Source organism: Pectobacterium peruviense (genome assembly GCF_002847345.1).
GTDB lineage: Bacteria > Pseudomonadota > Gammaproteobacteria > Enterobacterales > Enterobacteriaceae > Pectobacterium > Pectobacterium peruviense.
Window position 1 is genome coordinate 1 of the sequence record NZ_LXFV01000003.1, and the last position, 19,100, is coordinate 19,100.

Here is a 19,100-nt window from a genome sequence, read left to right on the forward strand (position 1 = left end):
ACTGGCAGAGGATAAAATGGGTGAGCAACTCTCGATCCCGTATCCCGGCAGCCCGTTTACGGGCGGTAAGTAATCCATAGATGCAAATGTCAGATCGCGATGCGCCTGTTAGGGCGCGGCAGGTAAGAGAGCCTTATAGGCGCATATGAAAAACCTCCGGCTATGCCGGAGGATATTTTTTTAGTTCATTTTGCTAATGGCGTATCAGGCCAAATATTTTCTGGTGAAGAAATATCAACCCGACTGAGCTGTAAGCGATACGTTTTCCACGCTTTCAGCTCATTCTTCTCTTCTTCAGTCGCTAAGTTTAGCTCAACGGCGTCACTGAGCACCTGAATACGCTCACTTGCTTGAGATAACCTAGTGTTCAGTTCCAATTTTTTATTTGCGGTTAATACCTGGCGCTGAGCTTCCAGATCGGTTACCCATTTTCCATCTTCCCATTTATCAAATTCAGAGGTTGGCACCAATAAAGTCTGATTAACTTGCAACTCTCCGATATTCGTGACCTTCTGGGGGTGACGGTTCTCCGTATTATAAACAGTTTGCCCACGGTAGTCAGACACATGCTCCCACAGCTTCCCATCCACACTGCGCCTTAGAGCCAAATCTGCCAGAGGCAGTTCAGGAGTGTCAATGTAACTACCTGCAGGAACACCTACGCCGATAGGCAAATATTCATAATTAGCACCAATATATTCTCGACTTACTGGGTGAACCTGATAAATAGTAATCCACCCTGCTTGAACGCTAAAACCTGATTCATTCATTTTTGCTAAGTTAACTTCAATAGAATAATTTTTCATTATGCTGCTCTCACGATGTAGTTAAATGCGATATTACGAGGACGATTCTCTGATGCGGTCGGTACAATACGTGATGCGTCAAACTTCATACGGGACGGGCACGAACTACCTGCTGCGTCAGGTATAGCGCCGACAGTAAATTCTTTAAACAATTCAAATGCACCGTTTGATAGCAAATTCTCGCCGAGGAATTGGTAATTCACTGCCGTTGTCCAAATTTCACCCACGATATTTCTGATAGCATCACCCTGGATACTGAGCAAAGCTCGTCCGGTATCAACACCTCTGCTATCATCCCAGCCACGAATAAATTCACCACGAAGATCTGGTAATAATCCTGCTGAATAGATTTGTGCTAGTTTAGGGTAAATATTTTTATCAAATGCCTGCCCATTACATTTTAACCAACCAGATGGCGCTGTAGTTTGTGGCCAAGGCATTGGCATACCAACGATCTCATTAAGTGATAATGCCCCAATATCATCAGCAGTTGGCTTATCCTGATCGCTATAAATACGTGCCCATGGTTTTTCAAAACCGTGGTCATCACGGGAGCTGCGATATTTTATTCCGCCGTTAGCGAAATCAAAATAAAATTGTGCCGATGATGCCGAACCGGTATTTAATCCCATATGCCAAATAAGGGAGGAGTGAGGGCCATTATCTTTTAAATAGGCACCGGTAGGGCTATTCCACGGCAGTTCATCTTCTTGGTAGATAACACCAGAGGATCCCTGTCGCACATAATTATTATCAGCATCTGTTTTTGTTACAGCTCCCACATCAGCGGCTGTCGGTACGCGTGATGAACTGAGTGCAATAACCCAAGGTGCATAAACATCATCATCCCACTTCTGCCGCCAGGCATAATCTCCACTATGATTAATATATTCCTGCCCGACAAAATTACCGCTCTGAGAAATATGGAGCACACCATATCCGTATAATTTCTGTCCTTTATAAAGAGGCATGTCAGAAACTGTATTAGGATCGTTTATTGCTACAACATAGTCACCCGCTTTATCACAGTTGGCGAAGGTCATACCATCACCTAACGTGCCACGTAACGTCACGTTGTTGTAAAATGCGGTTTTATCAGAAATATCCGCGCCGTTCTTGGCTTTTGCCAATGCCCCAGCAGCGAGATCTACAGTTTCAGTTAAACCGAGGTTTACGGGAGTCAGCGCAATATTGGCAGTACCATCAAACGGTACGCCGTTGATGGTACGAGGCGTCGCCAGTTTTGCTGCAGCTAAAGCCGTCGCTTTCTCAGGTAGCGCACCAACATCAGCCGCTGTAGGTTTATTCTTCGTATTATAATCACGTCGCCAACCCGGAGAATAATCACCACCGTTATAGACATAAGTAAATTGTGCATTAGCTGAATCGCTAAGCCCACTTGCCGCTGTTGAAGGCGTTGTCACCCTGATTGTCGTGGCATCATGCTGTCCCATCACCTCGACAACAGAGCCAGCCAGTGGTATCTGACCACACTCTGTATCAGAGATGATTTTATTGTGGGCATACGACCACGAACCACGACAAACCCAATAGGCATGGACAAAAGCCCCCTGACTTTCTAACCAGCCAATAAACTCTGCCGTTGTCCATAAACCGGCACTTCCTCCAATTGGGATCGAAGAACTGTAGGCACGCGATGAACCGAGATTGCGGTTGAACAGCTCTCTATCCGGAATATCCGCCCCGTTTTGGTCTTTAGCCAATTTCGTCGCGCCAACCGATTTCACAAATGCCGTCGTCGCAACCTGCTGGCTATTGCTGTCAATTGCGGGCGTTGGCGCTTTCGGCGTGCCGGTGAAAGTTGGATCCGCCTTCGGTGCATATTGCGTATGCGGATCGGCGGCGGCGGCATGTGTCGCCAGATCGCTACCTGTTTTTTCCTGCTCTTTTTTCAAATAGCGTGTACGACTAGCCAGTTCTTTAGCCTGTCGGTTTGAAACACCATCCGGTCCACCTACGACCGGATCTGACGTTTCGATTTGGTAAATGCCGTCAACCCATTGTGGGTTCTCTGACAAATTCGCCATGTTCAAGCGCTCCCATGATTGTAGTTACTGTCGTATATCGCCGTCCGGTTGTAGCGGATAGGCACTTCCCAATATTCGATGCTGGCCAGATGACACCGTACCGGGGCAAACATCCCAATGGCATTGCGCAACATTCTGGCCTGATCGTTGGTAATCGGTTGTTTTAGCAGCACGCGATAGACAGCCCACGCTGCTTTATCACCGTGTACATAAAGGTTGTTATAGGTGGTTTCGCCGTCATAACTCAGGCGGCCGATGTTCTCGATCAGCGTGCTCTCGCCGAAGCCGAAACGGCGAATGATCTCTTTAATGCTCCAAGGGGTACCTTTGTTGCGATGCAGATCGATAGCGGCCTTGATCAGCGCACGTTTGGAGTCATCTGACTCAGCCAGTTCCCAACCATCACCAAACAATGAGAACTGTTCCGCCAGACAAGGCAGCGCACTGCTATCGACAATATCGACCAGATAAACCAGTAACGCATTCAGATCGACGTCATCGAAGCGGTCAGCCAATTCTGCCAGCGAACGAAAGCTGGGATCAGCAGCCAGCGGCGGTTGCAACAGTTGCAATGAATCAGCCATTCGATACCCCGACGATGCTGACATTGATACCCGTACAGTTCGCCCATTCACTGTCATCAAGCACCATCAATGACGGCGAAACGAGTTCCACCTGATATACGCCGGGGATAGATAACGTGGCGATAATCTGGCTTGGAACAATGTCACGCCCCAACGTTGCCGTACGGGTTTCAACCCAAGCCTGTACCGCCTTCTCTGCCGCAGCCTGAACAACGCCAGCCTGTTCGCCGTTAAACAGCGTCAATTTGGCGCTGATGGCGTAATCCACCTGTGTGGGTGCTTTGGCGGAGACAAAATCCGTCAGTGGACGGACCTGCTCGTCGGAGCAAAAACTTTCTACTAGCGAGAGCAAACTGCTGTCTGGTAGACCTGTGCTAAGTAACGGGTAAAGCACCACCTCGCCCGGTTCAGGCGACATCACCGCGACATCGACAATATTTTGGTGTGCACGCATCGCATGGAAGCGATACGCCAGTTTCGAGCCCGCCGTACTAAAGGATTCCGGCGCCAACTGAACACGTTCACGTAGGCGATCGTCATCCTCTTCGGCAGAACCGCCGCTGCTTTTGGTAATATTGATGACGCTTAAATCGCTGTCGCCAATCTCATCCAGTAGCGTACTGATCTGGGCTGGCAGCCAATCATTACCAACATCGCCACGTTCGGTACAGGTCGCCAGCACAGTGACACCGTTGCCGCTCACTTTCAGAAGCGCATCGCTGTCGGTAGTGAAAATCACGCTGTCCGACGCACTCACGCGAGTGCCTGCCGGAATCAACAGATCGCTGACCAGCGGTGTTTCGGGTGTAAAGCGAAGCTCTGCTCGCGCTGGCTGTGCCGCCAAACGGTAAACACCAACTAGCTCTGCCAGATAATCCAGCATCGGTGCGCGAGCAAAAGCGACCAGGTTCTGCTTGGCGGCTTCCTGAACCGCACTACGCACTAAGGTTTCCCGGTAGGCAAAGAGGTTAATCAACAGGCGCTCGGCCTGCGCTGGATAGAGCGTTTTCCCTGAATCAGCTTCATATTTCGCGATCATTTCAGCGGTAATTTTCGCCGCATCGCGCTCAATAAAATTGGGTTCTGTCAGCGCCATAACAACTCCGTGGTCTGTGTCGCGCCGTTAGCGGTTTTCCAGCTAACGAGCAGTGTGAGGTGAGCCCCATTCACAGAAGGTTTAACCGCCAGTAGCTGGCAGCGAGGTTCCCATCGTTTAATAGCCTCTACCGATTCTCTGACGACATGCGGGATCGCACGATCGATCGGATAATCAAGATACAGATGTAGATTGCTACCAAAGTCAGGCCGATGTGGGTCACTGCCGCAGGGTGTCCGCAGGATGATGTGAATCGCCTGCATGATATCTGCCGTTCCTTCGACGATGTCGCCAGAACGTTGCAGAGCCGGTTGCCAAAAAACAGATTGAGTTTTCATAGGGGGCTATTGTCGCCCCCGGTGAGAGGAAGGAATAGTAAAGCGGTTTAGAGAACGCGTTAGTGCGAGTGGTGATTGGAATTGCCGCCAGCGTCCATGACACTACCGCTGGCGCTAACATTGCCGGACACGCTGACATCACCACTGAAACTGGCACCACCGGAACCGGACATCCCGTTCTCGTAGGTCAGTTGCCCTTGCACCAGTAGCTTGCCAGTCACCGTCGTTTCTGGCGCATTAATAGTGACCCGCTGGGCGTTGACCACCACATCACTACCACTGCTAATCGCAATATGCTGGACGCCGCCGTTGATCGTTAACGTATGCGTTCGGCGATCGTATTCAATATGCGCGCCATCAGCGAACGTCACCGCCCTTTTGTCCTTATCCGCCAGCGTTGGCACATCGGCGGCAGAATAAATCGCTCCCAGTACCAACCCATCCTCGCCGTTACCATCCAGCAGAATTTCAACTTGTTCGCCAATATCCGGCAACCAGTAATCCTTATTATTCTGCGTATTACGCTGTAAGACTGGCAGCCAGGCCGTACGCAGATTGTCACACTCTGGTAGACGGACTCGAACCATAACGCGAGCCTCATCCACCGCACTGATCGTGCCAATACGACGAGATAAACTCATGGCAACACCTCCTTTTTACTCTTGACCGTCCGTGTTGTCTGGCTGCCATCCGGGTGGTAAGTCACCAGCGTTTTTCCGCTATCCGACTTTCTCTTGCCCGCCGTAATCGGCCCGCGAATCAACCCAATCGCCGTGGTGTAGCCACTGCCACGTTCCAGAATATGGCGAGCCGATTCGATCAACCAATGACCAGAAAGTTGGCCGAACGACACCAGTTCCACTTTATTTCCCGCCGCCAACTGCGGGCTGCCCATCAGCGTCATCGACCCCTTTTGTTGCTTTTCGTTGTGCGCATCCAATGCGGCATCCGTTTTCATCCTCGCTCCAGAGGCATCCGCCGCGCGAACGTTAACTTTCAACGTATTCGCACTGGTCTCAGCACCAGCAGACTTCATCCCGTCGTTCGCGCTACCGTCGGCTTCACAAACCACCAGTTTCTTTTCACTCCCTTTCTGATATTTCGTCTTGGCATTTTTATAGACGTGGCTGATCGTGTCGCTCAGTGAAAAACGCGCGACGTCCGTTGGCTTAATTTGTCGAACAGACGCCTGATTGCGTAGCGTTGCCAGATGGGAAAAAATCAGTTGGTCGCTGACCACTTTCACGACATAGCCATATTCACTGGCGAGCCGCTTTAGAAAAGCGACATCAGTTTCCGCATATTGCGTAACGCGATCGATCTTGATGATCTGAATCATCCCCACGAGCATCAACTGATGTTTTTTCGCGATGCGCGTCGCAATGGCGGCTAACGTCGTATCTTCAAAACCGCGGTTTGATTTGGTTCTCAATGCACGATTGACCGACGTCGCGACGCCGCGAATCACCACTTCGCTAGGCGGTGAACTCACCTCAATTTCATCAATCGAGAAAGTGCCGCAGTCAAACAGTATTTCACCGAGATAGCCTAGCTTGAGCGATAACGTATCGCCCGTACCGGGATACCACTTATCCATCCAGCGGCCATCGGTATCATCGAGCCTGACCTCAATCGAATCCGATTCATTCTTGATGCTGTCGGTATACGTCACGCTGGTGACATACGGCGCGATATCATTGGTGATGTCTTTTTGCTGATACCACAGTGTGAACGCCGGTTGCAGGACTTCCGACACCGCAGGAGAGAGCAGGGTTAGTTCTTCCGTTAACGCAGCCATGGTGGGGTATCCTCCGCTTTACTGGCCTCTGCCTGTTCAATAATCGGAATCAGTACCACCAAGCCCGATGGCAACAGCGGCACGATGGGGACATGCGGGTTAGCCGCAATAATCCGCGGATAGCCAAGCGGATCGCCGTAATACAGATAGGACAAGGTATCCCAGCGTTCGCCCTGTGTAGTGATATGTTCAAGGTGCATATGCTTCAACCCTCTTCACGATTTCCGCCGTCAGTTTGCTCAGCGCAGGTTCAGCGCCTTTAAATGTGTCGCTCGCGGCATCCACATGCTTACTGATGGCTTCCAGCTTCTCGATAACGTTTTTGCTGTCGACGCCCTGCAACAAGGTGGCAACTTGCTTGACCTGCTTCAGCATTTCATTCGCCGCTTTATTAACCGCTGTAATTTCAGGCATCATCTTCTCTGCCTGAACCGCCGCATCAGAAATAGCCTCTGCCGCTTTTTTAAACGCCGGTTCCACCTCACTTAACGGCGTCAATACATTCCCGACTTGCGTTAGCAGCCCAGGAATTTGCAACAGCGCGGTTTCGGGATTGTTCTTCATCCGTTTTACAATCTGAACGGTGGTTTTCACCGCCTTAACGGCTGATTGAGCCTTCTTGGCATACGTGACAGCCGTGCGTAGTGAAGCTGCAAAATTGCTCACTTTATCGACCGCTTTGGTGATGGCGCTAACATTAGGAACAGGCGTCTCTATCGCAGGCGGCTTGAGCGGATTTTTCGGATCGCCAATGTATTCTCGCAGCGTTAGCGAGGCATTCATGGCCAATACGTTGCCCTTCGCGTCGGTATGTTGGCTGGTCGAAGTCAGTGCCGTAATCACAAACCAGCCGCGATAATCTCCATTGCCGAAGACTAACGCCATCGCCTGATGCGCCCGCATCGCCTCAGTCAACCGCTTCAACTCCACATCCGGCGTGCAGTACTGCTTGTGAAACACCAGACTAATAGTAATTTCGTCCAGCTTCGCGCCGATAAACTGCAGACCGGGTTTACCTTCAATGCGGCTATGTTCTGCATAATCCGCACCGAATGTCGCATTAAAACCGTCCCAGTAGGCAGTCACCTTAAATTCAATATTTCCTAATACTGCAAACATCAGGCATACCCCCTGCGCTCGCGCTGGACGAGCAGCTTGTTCAACATATTTTCCAATTCATTCATGCTAAGCGTCAGCGTCTTCGTCATTTCAGGCGTTGGCGCTGCCTTCTGGCCGTTGAGATAAATGGTGGGTGAGAAAGCAACCTGAACACGCTCGAAAGGGGCTGCGGTGACTGACTTGTCCTTCGCTCCACCGACAGGTGATGTCATTGCGACACGCTGTTGCGGCGTTGGCATTGTGTCCTCAGTCTTAGGTAATTCAACATGTTGTGTTGACTGTAGTGACAATGCAGATAGAGGGGTTGGGGTCAAAACGGCCGCCGCCTGATTACTATTAGCGATTAATTCTTCGCTGGGGCCAGACCTAAAGAAATCTTTGACACCATCAGGAATAGCGTTACTGACGGTTTCCATCGGAGAATTGAAAAAATTGCTGATTTTTGATACGCATTGGTTCCAAATTTCGGCAATCTGGTCGGAATATTTGTAAATCAAAGCACCTATTCCAACTATTGCGGCAACGACCCCAACAACCGCGGCAACTATCCAACCCACTGGGGTCGCCAGCATCATCATTACTGCCCCGATTGCCATCATCGCAACACGACGCAACACGACGCTAAATATGCGTCCTAAGAATGTCCCCGCGCTACTACCCAGCCCGCTCAGCGCCGCTCGAACGCCCTGCCATAAACCCTTCGAATTTAGCCCTGCTTTAAGCCACTGCCAACCCTTTAGAATGCCCTGCCATAATCCAGTCGTTTTTAGCCCTGCTTTAAGCCACTGCCAACCCTGTAGAATGCCTTTCCAAACGCTCTGCAAGGAGGGTAACAGTATGTCCATTCCCAACTTCGCACCGCTCAACGCCATTCTGAACGCGAAGAAACCGGCCACGGCCATCACGATCCCGCGAACCAGTTCAGGGTTCGCTGCCGTCCAGGTCACGAGTTGATCTAGAATAGGGATCAGCGCATCGCTCAGAGAAACTAATACCGGTGTCAGCGCTTCACCTACATTGAGTGCAATATTCATCACTGACGTTGTCATTTGATTCCAGCGCCCGGTCAATGTGTCATTCTGCCGAGCGAAGTCGAGATCCAGCGTTTGCGTTGCTGCCGGGCTATTCATCCGCTGTTGGTTCGCTTGATAGCGCTGCCAGTTCTGCTTCATCGACAGCGCATGATTGACAGCTTCTGGCGTACGGAACACCTCCTGCAACCCGTAGCGCTGCATTAAACTTTGCTGCGCCTCCACGTTGCCCGATTTACTAGCCATATCCCACTGTTTCTGGAATTGGCTGCCTTTACTGTCGATAAATCGGTTACTAATCTGGACCGCAGCGTCGTACTGTGAATACCCACCTTTCATGTAGCTTTTTAGTGACGCGTTATAATCTACGCCCGCGTTATAGTAACTATCGGCAATGTCGGTTCGTCCCACGGCATTCATGAAACTACCCAACCGGGCAGCCGTGTTCGCCTCCGTATCCGCACCTTTTGTCGCGCTCAGGCTGGAAACCAACTGGCTCAACGCCTGATTACCCGTCGCCCCCATTGCCGTAAACCCTGGAGCCAGCGCAGTCGCGTATTGCGTCATCGACGCCATGGAGAAACCTTGTTTCGAGCCTGCCAACATACGGGAGAATGATTCCTCCAGCGTCTTCGCCCCTTTAAGGTTAAACACGTCATCCAACGTGGCCGAAAGTGCAGTAAGATCGGACATCGCAGCGCCAGAGGCCGTTGACGTTTTACCCAACACTACCGCAACATCCGTTGCCTGATCCGGTGACATGCCGTAAGCAAGCAGTTGTCCGGCACTACCGAGCAATGCATCCGGCGTTTGGTTCACGCGTTGAGAAGATTGACGTAGCTTCTGCCCCATCAACTTTTCTTGCTCGCTCGATATCCCACGAGCAACGCTGATGTCACGCAACTGCGCCTCAAATGACGCATAGTGTGTGACCGACGCCACAATCGGCTTCATGACAGAACCAAACTGCGCACGCTTAGTCTCAAAATCACCGGCGAGTTCATCTCGACTCTTACGGGGCGTTTCCTTGCTCGGCTGGTTACGCGTCAGCCGTTCCTGATTGGTTTCCAATTCACGTAGCGACTGGCTCAGCCGGGACGTCGCCTGTGCAATGCGAGATATCGCTTGCGAACTGACAGCGCCAAAGCGCTCTAGCGACTGATTAAACAGACGCTGCCGCTCCTGCGCCTGTTTGAGGCTATCGCTCAGTAATTGCAGCGATTTTTTTGTGTCATCCAGCGTGGCACCAAACGCTCTGCCCAGCATGACACCGTTTAAAAGCATATCCACGGTTCACTCTCATTCAGAAAAACCCCTTGTGGGGCGGATCGGAGACGGCGGCTTGCGCCGCTCCAGTTTGGTTTCCCCATCAAAAAACGGGGATAAGACGAGGAAGAGGACGGAAGATAAGTGAGAGAAGAAGACAGGTAGTGAGGGAGCAAAACGGCCAGCGTCCTATCGCTGGCCGGGTTAGGGTGGATGGTGGCCTAGTTAATCCTGTCAGTAATCACTCTTTCTCACCGTTCTCACGTTTTATCTGTTCGCTGGCTTCATCCAGCCAGCGTTCAAAGTCGTCCAGTTCCAGCGCATCAATTTCACTCGGCTGAAAGCGAAACCACCTCGCCAGCAGGGCTTGCGCTTTCCACAACAACGCTGGCTGCGTTATCCAACCCAAGTAGTTGCTGAAATCGTTTTTGCAGCGCCATGTAGTCCTGCGCGTCCATCTCATCGATGTCTTCTGGCACAAGGCCAGTCATGCGCGACAGCAGTGCGTCGTCCCAGTTGCTTGGGTCATCGCTGATTTTTTTCACCGCTTTGATGTCTTTGACTTTCAGACGCTTGAGCGAAATGGACTCCACGCGTTGACCGGCAGAGGTGGTGTAAGGGAATTGCAGAGAATAGGTTTCAGTGTGCATAACAGCTCCTTAGTAAATGTCGGGAGCAGTATCGCGTGCAGCGAGGAATAACGATTTTAAAGTGAATTAGAAACGAAACTGGCGGACATAAAAAAGGGGCCGAAGCCCCTTGTTCACTGAGTAAGAACTAACGCAGATCTTCTTCTGCAAAAAAGCGAACAGCGCAGTTGCTTAGGGGGTAAGACGTGTCGGTCAGAAAGAATCCAGCCGCTTTCTGTTCATCGCTTAAAAATGATCCATCCGTCTGATCTACTTGACCAGAAATCAAACGTGCCACAGAGGAACCATCTGAACCAGCCCGACCAGCATACGGAAGAGAAAATCCGGCTTCCTCTGCGGCATCCAAAATATAAACATCTTCGCGACACTGAAAATGAATATCATGTTCAAGGTCGATAATATCAAAGATTTTTGCGGACATAGCAACCTCACTTATTGATAGAAACGCCCGCCCCACTGGCGGGCTTGAAAGATAAATTAACCGCCGATATTGGCGCGATAGCTGTTCAGTTGATCCACGCCGCCCACCATGAAGATGTTGGACATATAATCCAGCTCCAGCAGGTCTTCACCGTTCATCACCTGCTTGATGTAGGTGCAGTTGAACGCGCTGCTAAAATCCGGGTTTTCGTGCTGCTTGAACGTTCCCAGCGGATTCTTTTTGAACATGATGGTCATGTGCGTCACCAGCGGCACTTCTTCGATACGGCCCTGAGAACCGTAACGTTCCACGCTGGAGCGGCACTGCAGCGCCAGCGACTGGTACGGGTTCGCCGCCGCCAGCATCGCTTCGCGGTAGAAGGAGTTCCATTTGATCTCGCCTTCCAGCTTGTCGAAGCCCGCGGGCAGTTCGATCTTGCCGACCATGCCCAGAGCCTTGTGCTCCTGCATGATCATCGAGACGTCCGGCAGTTTGATTTCCTGCGCACGCCCGAGCAGGTTGGTACCGTTGATGTAGATGTTGGCGTTGGTAATACGGTTTACTTCAATTTTCCCGGCCATCAGTTAGTGCCCTCCAGCGTTACCAGGTATTCCGAGGTGATCTCCGTCTCAAAGGTCAGACGCTCAAGCGGCGGCGGCGGAGTGAATTTGTAGTTAAGCAACAGGTGCCCTGCCGCCAGCTCGGTTTGCTCGTTACGTGCAGCATCGAACCAGCATTTGAAGCCCAGCAGTGCGCCGTCACCGATCAGCTTGCGACCGTAGGCGTTGACGGACTCCACCAGCGCATCGATCAGCGCCTGATTGATCGGCATGTCGATATACTGCTGGCTGAAATAGCGGATGGATTCGTTGATCACATCGCCAGTACGGCGCACGTTTTCGAAGTTCTTCATGTGTGTCACGGTTGGCCAGGCAGCGGTGCGATTGCCCCACAGGCGCAGGCCAGAACCGTAGCTGTTGAAGATGGTGCTGATGCCCTGCTCGTTCAGCAGGTTCACTTCACTCTGCGGATCGTCAATCATCGCGGACAGTTGGCGCTCTACGCCGGTGATCCCTTTGATTTCCTGATTGGACGACGACCACCAGAAACCTTTCTCCAGATCGACTTTGGCGCGCAGGCCAGCGGCACGCGCCGACAGCGGCTCCAGGCGTTCACTGTTAGTTTCCGCGTCGTACACTTTTACGTGCGGGTAGCACAGACGAGCGCGTTCAGAGCTGGTGTTGAAATTGATCGTACCTTCTGGGCCACGGCCGCTCAGTGCCTGGGAAAAAGTGGTACCGATTGGCGCATCGATGTAGGCAATCGCGCCCAATTTGTCCGCCAGCGAAATCAGCTCGGTCGTTACGCTGTTTTGCGTACAGAACACCGGAGAAATCAAAATTTTGGCGAAGAAGCCATACAGGTTGTAGGTATCGTTCAGCAGCTTCATACCGGTACGTTTGCCTGCGGCGTTAATGCTGCCAATGATGTCAGCGGCAGTCACCTTCGTGACATCAGCAAAGTCATAAGATGCATTGACCACAGCGGCAACATCGATATTTTTGCCCAGATTTTTCAGAACGCCGGTTTGCGCATCCAGCGTATAGTCCTGACCTTCCACAAACGGCTCACCGCCTTCTGCCGCCGTCAGAACCAGTTTGGCAACCACACGGTGCGCCAGTTGCGCCGAACTGGTCGCTTTGTCAAACATGACTTTTTCTGCGCTCACCGACGATTTGTGTTTCGCCGGGTCCAGCACGTTGATCACCAGAACCGTACCCGCACCATGATCGTAAATCGCATCCAGCGCCTGCGGAATGGTATAACCGCCGAACTGGCTACCAAACTGCGCCGCGTCTTTTTCGGACAGGCACAAAGTGACGTCATTTACCGCACCCTGAGGTGCCGTACCAATTAACCCAATTACCGCAGATTTGACGGTCTTAACCGGACGAGCACCGGTTTCAACTTCAATCGTTTCTACACCGTGTAAATAATTAGCGGCCAAGGGTCACCTCCGTTGCGCTATCAGCCAGATTCTGACCTGCGACAGGCAGCAAATAGCCCAGCGCGATCAGCGTTTTCACGTACTCATGATCTGCTGGCAGTTCAGTCACCTGAGCGGGCCAAAGCAGAATTTCCTGACCATCTGCCAGCGTGACGCCGCTGGCGGGGCCGGTGTAGCGATACTTCATGCGTCTTTCTCCTCATAATTAACCGTGGTAAGCAGCGGACCATCCGTCTGCTCGCGGTCTTCGATAAAAAGGGTTTCGGTGGTGCAATCGATGGCGTAATGCCAGCGTCCTTCGGTGTAACCCACGTAGCGGTCGCGGACTAACCGGATACCGCGGTGGCAGTCAGGCAGTCGATATCCTCCCAGTACCTGACGGACGGTATCGAGCGTGGCCAGCACGCCGTCTTCGCCATCCAGTTCCGGCAGCAACACGGCAACCATCAACTGAGGTCGCTGCGTCTGAACCGGAGAATTCACATCTTCCGGTGCGGAAAACTCAGAACCGCGATACCCCACCAGCACATCGCCAGGTGGCAGAAGATCGGGCTCGCTCAGAATGTTTTCTGGGCAAGACGCGATCCGCAGTGCCGGTAAGTGCTGCTGGAGGCGTGCTATCACCGCATCGATAATTGGTCTGGTATTCATATCCGTTCACCTGCTGTTGTGATGGCGTACTGTTTTAGTGGCACATCGTGTTGATGGCGCTAGTATCCGGATAACGACTGGCTGCGGCTTTTAATCTGTTTTAGAAAAAAACAGCGATAGGGTTTATTGATAAAGAAACGTTTAATCACATGAAAAATAAAAATTATTTTGATAAAAAAACGCCAGCACAACCGTGCTGGCGCAAAGAAATATGACGACATAGATAAAGATAAAATGCAGAAGAGAAATCAAACGCTATAGGATTACCGATCCCAGTATTTTTCCGGTCGAGCGATGCCAACCATACTGTCAACCGCATATTCCACGACATCCACACCCAGGCGGGTGAGATTCGCCAGCCAGACACCGCCCATCTCTTTGGTCAATACCGCCATCTTACGATCGGCCAGATAATCCAGCGCCTGACGCAGCTCCGGTTCAGAAGCATCGGTATACAGCCGCTGCATCACGGCCAATAAAAACATTTCATTCGCGGTATAAGGACGTGTTTTATTTAATGCGATGAGCAAATGCCAGCGCATCGATTCCTGTCGGATACACTGCGTATCAGCCATGATTTCCTCCCGAATACCGCTGTTGTACTAACTCCAATTTGTTGTAAAGCGCATCAAGTTTGGCTTCGATTACCGTCTGACCACGGATGTAATCCTCACGTCGCACGTAAATTAGGGGTAAATCGGCACGAAACTCCAGAAACTCACGCTCCAGCCGCGTCCAACCCTGTTCGCTCTTTTGTCGTGCATTTTCCAGAGCGGCAAAACGCTCATTCAGCCGTTTTTCAATCTGGGTAAGCAGAATTCGCCCAGCGGCAAACAGGAAGCTCATAAACGACAGCAGCAGGCCGACCAGCGACCAAAACTCCACTTCAATCTTCACGTGTAACCCCCCTTGCCTGTTGTAATGCTTCGATGTAATCCAGCAGCGCATTAACCTGCGCACTCAGCGCCTGGTAGCGCTCTCCGTTGTCGCTGATGTTGGCGAGAATATCGCGCTGGGAGACGCCTGAAGGTTGTAATTCGGCGTCAGCGGTTGTGCCGAAATCGGACGCTGCGCCAGTGCGGCGGGCAGCGGCGGTAACGTCTGGGGAACCGTCGGCGGACAGACCGAAAGCGGCGTTGTAGTACTGCACGAAGCCACGAGTAAACACGCACTGCACAGGCTGAACCTTGCCTTTTTCGTCAATGTATTGCTGAGTAACATGGTCGATTTTCCTTTGCAGAGCGGCGTTATCCGCCGCCAGTTTTTGACGCGCTGCCACATAGCGCTGTTCGAGTTGATTCCCACGTACTACCTGCTGCTGGTATTGTTCCGCCGCCGCGCGTAATAGCTGATTTTGGGTCTCGGCCTGCTGCTGCTGGAGTAAATTGAATGCCGCTAGTTGCTTCGCCAACGTGGCGTCCCCCAGCGCTTGCGCCAACTGGTAGCCCTGATTACGGCCAGTCAGATAGACCGCGAGTAGCAGAATAACGGCAAGCAGGACGGCGACCACGCGCGGCGAAAGGAAGGATTTCAGGCTAGTAATAAACAGACTATTCCACACAGCTCGCCCTCCCCCAGCCTAAATAACGTGGCGCCAGCTGATGCAAGATGCGGTCGGGATAATGGCGGTTTTCACGCCAGTTGGCGGCGCTGCGTCCAGCATTGACGGTTTCCACATGATCGAACCAGCGAAGTATGTCCTTGTCGGCGATCTTCGCGCGTTGCTTATCGCGTTGTAACCAGCCAAGTCCGCCGTTGTAGGACGATAAGGTCATTGCCATGCGTTCACAGTCGTTACTGGCGCTGATTCGCGTCCACAGCCAGCGATCGTAGCCCGTCAGCGCACGGATAGCCCACGCGGGGTTAAACGGTTGATTTGTCCGAAGCTCAGGAACAATACCGCTGAACCAGTCGGCTGTTGTCGGCATAAACTGCGCCAACCCCTGTGCTCCCACGGGCGAGACTGCCCGTGGATTCCAACCGCTTTCCTGATGCAGCTGTGCTGCAAAATCAGCAACCGGAGCATTCATGCCCCAATCCAGCCGCGCGCTACGAATCACATCACTGCGGTACGCCTGCGCAGCACGAGGGATCGTGTCAGCACAGGCCACAGCGCTAAAAAATATTAAATTTAAAAACAATGAAATAAGAGGATGTCGCATATCACAGCCCCATTGCCACGCCGATGCAAACGGCTGACACAATCAGCGCTCGTCGTAACATCGCAGCGGCAAATACCGTGTGGTGACCGTCCCGAACCGGAAAACGTCCACGCGGTACAGGTTCATCACCTTGTTCGAGGAATAAACCAGGGCGAGCTTTAGGAAACAGCGAACGATCCAGCCAATAGCCTAATACCGCAGCGAGTGAGATAAGCGAGAGCTTATAGACGGTGACGGGAAGCTGTTGTGGTGAAATCAGCCCGATAACAGCAAAGAGAAAAGCCGATGTCACAATCCAGCCGGTAAGACGCGGTTTTTTGATTTTTTTCACGATAAAGCCTCCTGATAAGAATGGAGGCCATTATGCAAAACGGGGAGGTTCGATGATTTTAAAGGAGTTTAAGTATGACTGAAGCGTAATATCCCACAGAATTGAACCATTTAAAATGAGGGCTTGCTGGCAGGCTGAAACCAGGCTGCTAACTCTAAAATATCTTTCTCGTTCAACGTACCAGCCGTATAGCGCAATAGTAACCACGCCTGAAGCCAGCTGTACTTCGCTTCCGCCAGCTCTCGTCGGGCGTTGTACCAATCCTGTTCGGCCAGCAAAATATCCAGATTAATACGTTCGCCGCCCGCGACGCTCAACCGCGTAGCCTTGACGGCTTCTTGCGCCGACGAGGCCGTCATTTGCCAGGCTTTGATTTTCGCCGATCCGTTGTTGTACAAATTGTAGTATTTTTTCAATTCGGCCAGCGTTTGCTTGGTTTGATCGTCCAGTTCAGCCTGACTTTGCTGGAATTCCGCCGCTGCCTGCCGCATCGATGCAGAAACGGAACCACCGGAATAAAGCGGGACATTCAGCTGTAAACCGACACTTTGTGTATCGTATTTTTGGTTGTAGTTATATTCGCTTTCGGAACGGCTATTACGCGACGATGCCACCAGCGACAGCGTGGGTAAATGCCCGGCGCGACTGCGTTCGATTTCATAGCGGCTGACCGCTAATCCCTCGCGCTGCGTAGCCAGTTTAGCGTTGTGCTGCACCGCAAGATCACGCCACTGCGCCAGCGTCTGCTTGGCGGATTCTGTAGACGGAAGTTGTGTAAGCATCAGAGGATGTAACGCGGCGATATCGAGCACCGTGCCCGTCATATTCTCTAAATCGGTAATCGCAGAATCCAGATTATCCTGCTGCTCAATGCGCTGCGCCTCAATCAGCGTAAACCGCGCCTCCGTTTCCCGAACATCCGTTAGTGTCCCTTCGCCTGCCAGTAAGAGACGTTTATTCATCGCCAACTGCTCCTGATAGGCTCGCTGCTGCGCGTCCAGCAATTGCAGTTTTTCCTGCGCCAGCAGTGCACTGCTCCAGGCTTTATATAGCCGGACCATCAGATCCTGACTGCGGTCGCGAAAACGCTGATCGGCCATCAGTGTGCGAGCCACACCCTGCTGATAGCGAGCCCAGGCCGCATAGTCCAGCAGCGGCTGGCGCAACGATAACGTCGACGTGTAGCTGTTGTAATCGCGTTTTAGCGTGCTATTGCTGAGGCTATCCGTTTGGGTGACTTTGGAATGGCTGCGATTGGCGCCATAGCCGTACTGGAGATTGGGGAGCAGATTGGCTCGCCCGATGGTCTCCTCTTCCTGACCCGCCGCGCGCTCAAAACCCGCAGCACGAAATTGCGCATCATTACGCAGCGCCAGTTCCCAGGCATCAAGCAGCCCTAATGCGTTTGCGCCCGAAGAAAGCAGCCCAAACAGCACGATTATCGCGATCCTTTGCATAGTTACTCTTCCGTTAATGCCAGATGCAGGCGATCCATTAAAGGCTTAAATAGATAATTGACGAATGACCGCTCTCCGGTACGGACGAATCCTTGTACCGGCATACCGGGTTTAATCTCCAATCCTTCCAGCGCGCGTTTACCTTCATCATCCACCTGAACGCGCAGACTGTAATAAGGCGATCCATCTCTGTCGTCCAATAGACGGTCTGCCGATAACAGTTCGACGGTTCCCGCCACACGCGGCGTGGTGCTTTGATTAAACGCCACAAATTGAAGCTCTACGGGTAATCCCGCCCAGACTTTATCGACCAGTTCAACAGGAAGACGCGCATCCACCCGCAAAGGCTGATCGTCCGGCACGATCTCCAGAAGCGTCTGTCCCGGCGCAATCACTCCGCCTTCCGTAAACACTTTCAACCCAACTACCGTACCGGAAACGGGCGCACGTATTTGGATATTCGCCAGATTGAAATCGGCCTTTTCCTTCTTGCTGCCCACATCGCTCAACAGCGCACGTACTTCCGATAGCTCGCTGTTCACTTCTTTGTCGTATTCTTGCTGGCGTTGTGCAATTAGCAGCGTTTGTTGCTCAATATCACGACGGGTGCGATTAATGTCACCCGCCAGCTGTGCGATATCGCCGTTGAGCTGCGCCAGCAGACGTTCGTTCTCCAGCATTTTATTGCGCGGTACATAGTTTTCCGCCGCCAATGAACGCAGCCCTTGCAGCTGCTGTTCCAGCGTCTCTCGCTGTTTCTGCTTGCTGGACATCACCTGACGTTGGGCGCTAAGCGATGCCTCCATGCCTGCAATACTCGTGCGCATCGCTTCTGCTTCTAGCTTGAGAGACTGCTGACGGCTGCGCAGTAAATCGCGCTGCAATGCCGTAATCAGATTCATCTCCGGCTTTTCCGCTAGCGGTTGCAGACGAGCCGTCATGGCAATGTCATTCAGTCGCTGCTGCTCAGCAAGCAAACGACCTTCTCGCGCCACCAGTTGTAAATACTGCCCATCCAGTCCTTCGCTTGCCGAACGCGCATCAACCTCATTCAGTGTTAGCAGAATCTGACCAGCCTCGACCTTATCGCCGTCTTTCACCTGAATTTTATCAACGATGCCGCCCTGATTGTGCTGCACAACCTTGCGATTACCGGAAATCACGACGCTACCATTCACCATGACGCCTTTATCCAACGGTGCAAACAGTGCCCATAAAAGAAAGCCGCCGAACCCGGCAAGCACCAGCAACCACCCCAGACGCACGGCACGTTTCTCATCACGTCGCGCCGTCTGGTTCATATTCTCTTCGCTCAATTCAGATGCGGACATGTC

General features: G+C 52.1%; 24 protein-coding genes and 1 pseudogene. 1 reads left to right on the top strand and 24 read right to left on the bottom strand.

Annotated features, from left to right (window positions below; genetic code table 11):
- Positions 1-73: pseudogene (locus A0G03_RS03305) on the top strand (IS200/IS605 family transposase); the annotation flags it as partial.
- 112 nt (positions 74-185) lie between these two features.
- Here the strand turns inward: A0G03_RS03305 and A0G03_RS03310 are convergent.
- The 24 genes from A0G03_RS03310 to A0G03_RS03425 form a co-directional block, all read right to left on the bottom strand.
- Complete coding sequence (locus A0G03_RS03310) at positions 186-806, bottom strand: tail fiber assembly protein (RefSeq protein ID WP_048260775.1); 621 nt, start codon at positions 804-806, stop codon at positions 186-188.
- Positions 806-2,854, bottom strand: coding sequence for a phage tail protein (locus A0G03_RS03315; protein WP_048260777.1), 2,049 nt, complete (start codon positions 2,852-2,854; stop codon positions 806-808). The genes A0G03_RS03310 and A0G03_RS03315 overlap by 1 nt, the downstream gene beginning before the upstream one ends.
- 2 nt (positions 2,855-2,856) lie before the next feature.
- Positions 2,857-3,438: a phage tail protein I gene (locus tag A0G03_RS03320; RefSeq protein WP_048260779.1), complete on the bottom strand. Its 582-nt coding sequence runs from the start codon at positions 3,436-3,438 to the stop codon at positions 2,857-2,859.
- Positions 3,431-4,534, bottom strand: coding sequence for a baseplate assembly protein (locus A0G03_RS03325; RefSeq protein ID WP_048260781.1), 1,104 nt, complete (start codon positions 4,532-4,534; stop codon positions 3,431-3,433). The genes A0G03_RS03320 and A0G03_RS03325 overlap by 8 nt, the downstream gene beginning before the upstream one ends.
- Positions 4,525-4,872: a GPW/gp25 family protein gene (locus A0G03_RS03330; RefSeq protein ID WP_025918624.1), complete on the bottom strand. Its 348-nt coding sequence runs from the start codon at positions 4,870-4,872 to the stop codon at positions 4,525-4,527. Before A0G03_RS03330 ends, A0G03_RS03325 begins: the two co-directional genes overlap by 10 nt.
- A 59-nt stretch (positions 4,873-4,931) precedes the next feature.
- Complete coding sequence (locus A0G03_RS03335; RefSeq protein ID WP_048260783.1) at positions 4,932-5,513, bottom strand: phage baseplate assembly protein V; 582 nt, start codon at positions 5,511-5,513, stop codon at positions 4,932-4,934.
- Positions 5,510-6,670, bottom strand: a complete 1,161-nt coding sequence (locus A0G03_RS03340) for a phage late control D family protein (protein ID WP_048260786.1) — start codon at positions 6,668-6,670, stop codon at positions 5,510-5,512. The genes A0G03_RS03335 and A0G03_RS03340 overlap by 4 nt, the downstream gene beginning before the upstream one ends.
- Complete coding sequence (locus A0G03_RS03345; RefSeq protein ID WP_015839836.1) at positions 6,658-6,870, bottom strand: tail protein X; 213 nt, start codon at positions 6,868-6,870, stop codon at positions 6,658-6,660. Before A0G03_RS03345 ends, A0G03_RS03340 begins: the two co-directional genes overlap by 13 nt.
- Positions 6,860-7,789 (bottom strand): phage tail protein, encoded by a 930-nt coding sequence (locus A0G03_RS03350; protein ID WP_048260788.1) that lies wholly within the window; start codon positions 7,787-7,789, stop codon positions 6,860-6,862. Before A0G03_RS03350 ends, A0G03_RS03345 begins: the two co-directional genes overlap by 11 nt.
- Positions 7,789-10,104: a phage tail tape measure protein gene (locus tag A0G03_RS03355; RefSeq protein ID WP_048261144.1), complete on the bottom strand. Its 2,316-nt coding sequence runs from the start codon at positions 10,102-10,104 to the stop codon at positions 7,789-7,791. Before A0G03_RS03355 ends, A0G03_RS03350 begins: the two co-directional genes overlap by 1 nt.
- A gap of 223 nt (positions 10,105-10,327) precedes the next feature.
- Complete coding sequence (locus A0G03_RS03360) at positions 10,328-10,471, bottom strand: GpE family phage tail protein (RefSeq protein WP_101749483.1); 144 nt, start codon at positions 10,469-10,471, stop codon at positions 10,328-10,330.
- On the bottom strand, positions 10,416-10,736 hold the full coding sequence (locus A0G03_RS03365) for a phage tail assembly protein (protein ID WP_048260791.1): 321 nt from the start codon (positions 10,734-10,736) through the stop codon (positions 10,416-10,418). The genes A0G03_RS03360 and A0G03_RS03365 overlap by 56 nt, the downstream gene beginning before the upstream one ends.
- Positions 10,737-10,863: 127 nt before the next feature.
- On the bottom strand, positions 10,864-11,157 hold the full coding sequence (locus tag A0G03_RS03370) for a 2Fe-2S iron-sulfur cluster-binding protein (protein WP_048260793.1): 294 nt from the start codon (positions 11,155-11,157) through the stop codon (positions 10,864-10,866).
- 56 nt (positions 11,158-11,213) lie between these two features.
- Positions 11,214-11,738, bottom strand: a complete 525-nt coding sequence (locus A0G03_RS03375) for a phage major tail tube protein (protein WP_048260796.1) — start codon at positions 11,736-11,738, stop codon at positions 11,214-11,216.
- The gene (locus tag A0G03_RS03380) at positions 11,738-13,165 is read right to left on the bottom strand and encodes a phage tail sheath subtilisin-like domain-containing protein (protein WP_048260798.1); all 1,428 of its coding nucleotides are present in this window, start codon (positions 13,163-13,165) and stop codon (positions 11,738-11,740) included. The genes A0G03_RS03375 and A0G03_RS03380 overlap by 1 nt, the downstream gene beginning before the upstream one ends.
- Positions 13,155-13,352, bottom strand: coding sequence for a hypothetical protein (locus A0G03_RS03385; protein ID WP_048260799.1), 198 nt, complete (start codon positions 13,350-13,352; stop codon positions 13,155-13,157). Before A0G03_RS03385 ends, A0G03_RS03380 begins: the two co-directional genes overlap by 11 nt.
- On the bottom strand, positions 13,349-13,816 hold the full coding sequence (locus tag A0G03_RS03390) for a Gp37 family protein (RefSeq protein WP_048260802.1): 468 nt from the start codon (positions 13,814-13,816) through the stop codon (positions 13,349-13,351). Before A0G03_RS03390 ends, A0G03_RS03385 begins: the two co-directional genes overlap by 4 nt.
- A 263-nt stretch (positions 13,817-14,079) precedes the next feature.
- Positions 14,080-14,391 carry a hypothetical protein gene (locus A0G03_RS03395; protein ID WP_048260803.1) on the bottom strand — a complete coding sequence of 104 codons (312 nt, stop codon included), beginning with the start codon at positions 14,389-14,391 and terminating at the stop codon, positions 14,080-14,082.
- Positions 14,384-14,713 (bottom strand): hypothetical protein, encoded by a 330-nt coding sequence (locus tag A0G03_RS03400; protein ID WP_010281034.1) that lies wholly within the window; start codon positions 14,711-14,713, stop codon positions 14,384-14,386. Before A0G03_RS03400 ends, A0G03_RS03395 begins: the two co-directional genes overlap by 8 nt.
- A complete protein-coding gene (locus A0G03_RS03405) occupies positions 14,703-15,377 on the bottom strand; it encodes a hypothetical protein (protein WP_048260805.1) in 675 nt (224 codons plus the stop codon). The genes A0G03_RS03400 and A0G03_RS03405 overlap by 11 nt, the downstream gene beginning before the upstream one ends.
- Complete coding sequence (locus tag A0G03_RS03410; RefSeq protein WP_048260807.1) at positions 15,367-15,978, bottom strand: transglycosylase SLT domain-containing protein; 612 nt, start codon at positions 15,976-15,978, stop codon at positions 15,367-15,369. Before A0G03_RS03410 ends, A0G03_RS03405 begins: the two co-directional genes overlap by 11 nt.
- A 1-nt stretch (position 15,979) precedes the next feature.
- Positions 15,980-16,309, bottom strand: coding sequence for a putative holin (locus A0G03_RS03415; RefSeq protein WP_010281025.1), 330 nt, complete (start codon positions 16,307-16,309; stop codon positions 15,980-15,982).
- A 110-nt stretch (positions 16,310-16,419) separates the two neighbouring features.
- Entirely contained in the window at positions 16,420-17,766 is a 1,347-nt protein-coding gene (locus tag A0G03_RS03420; RefSeq protein ID WP_048260810.1) for a TolC family outer membrane protein, read from the bottom strand.
- A gap of 2 nt (positions 17,767-17,768) precedes the next feature.
- Complete coding sequence (locus tag A0G03_RS03425; RefSeq protein WP_048260812.1) at positions 17,769-19,097, bottom strand: HlyD family type I secretion periplasmic adaptor subunit; 1,329 nt, start codon at positions 19,095-19,097, stop codon at positions 17,769-17,771.
- Positions 19,098-19,100: the final 3 nt, after the last annotated feature.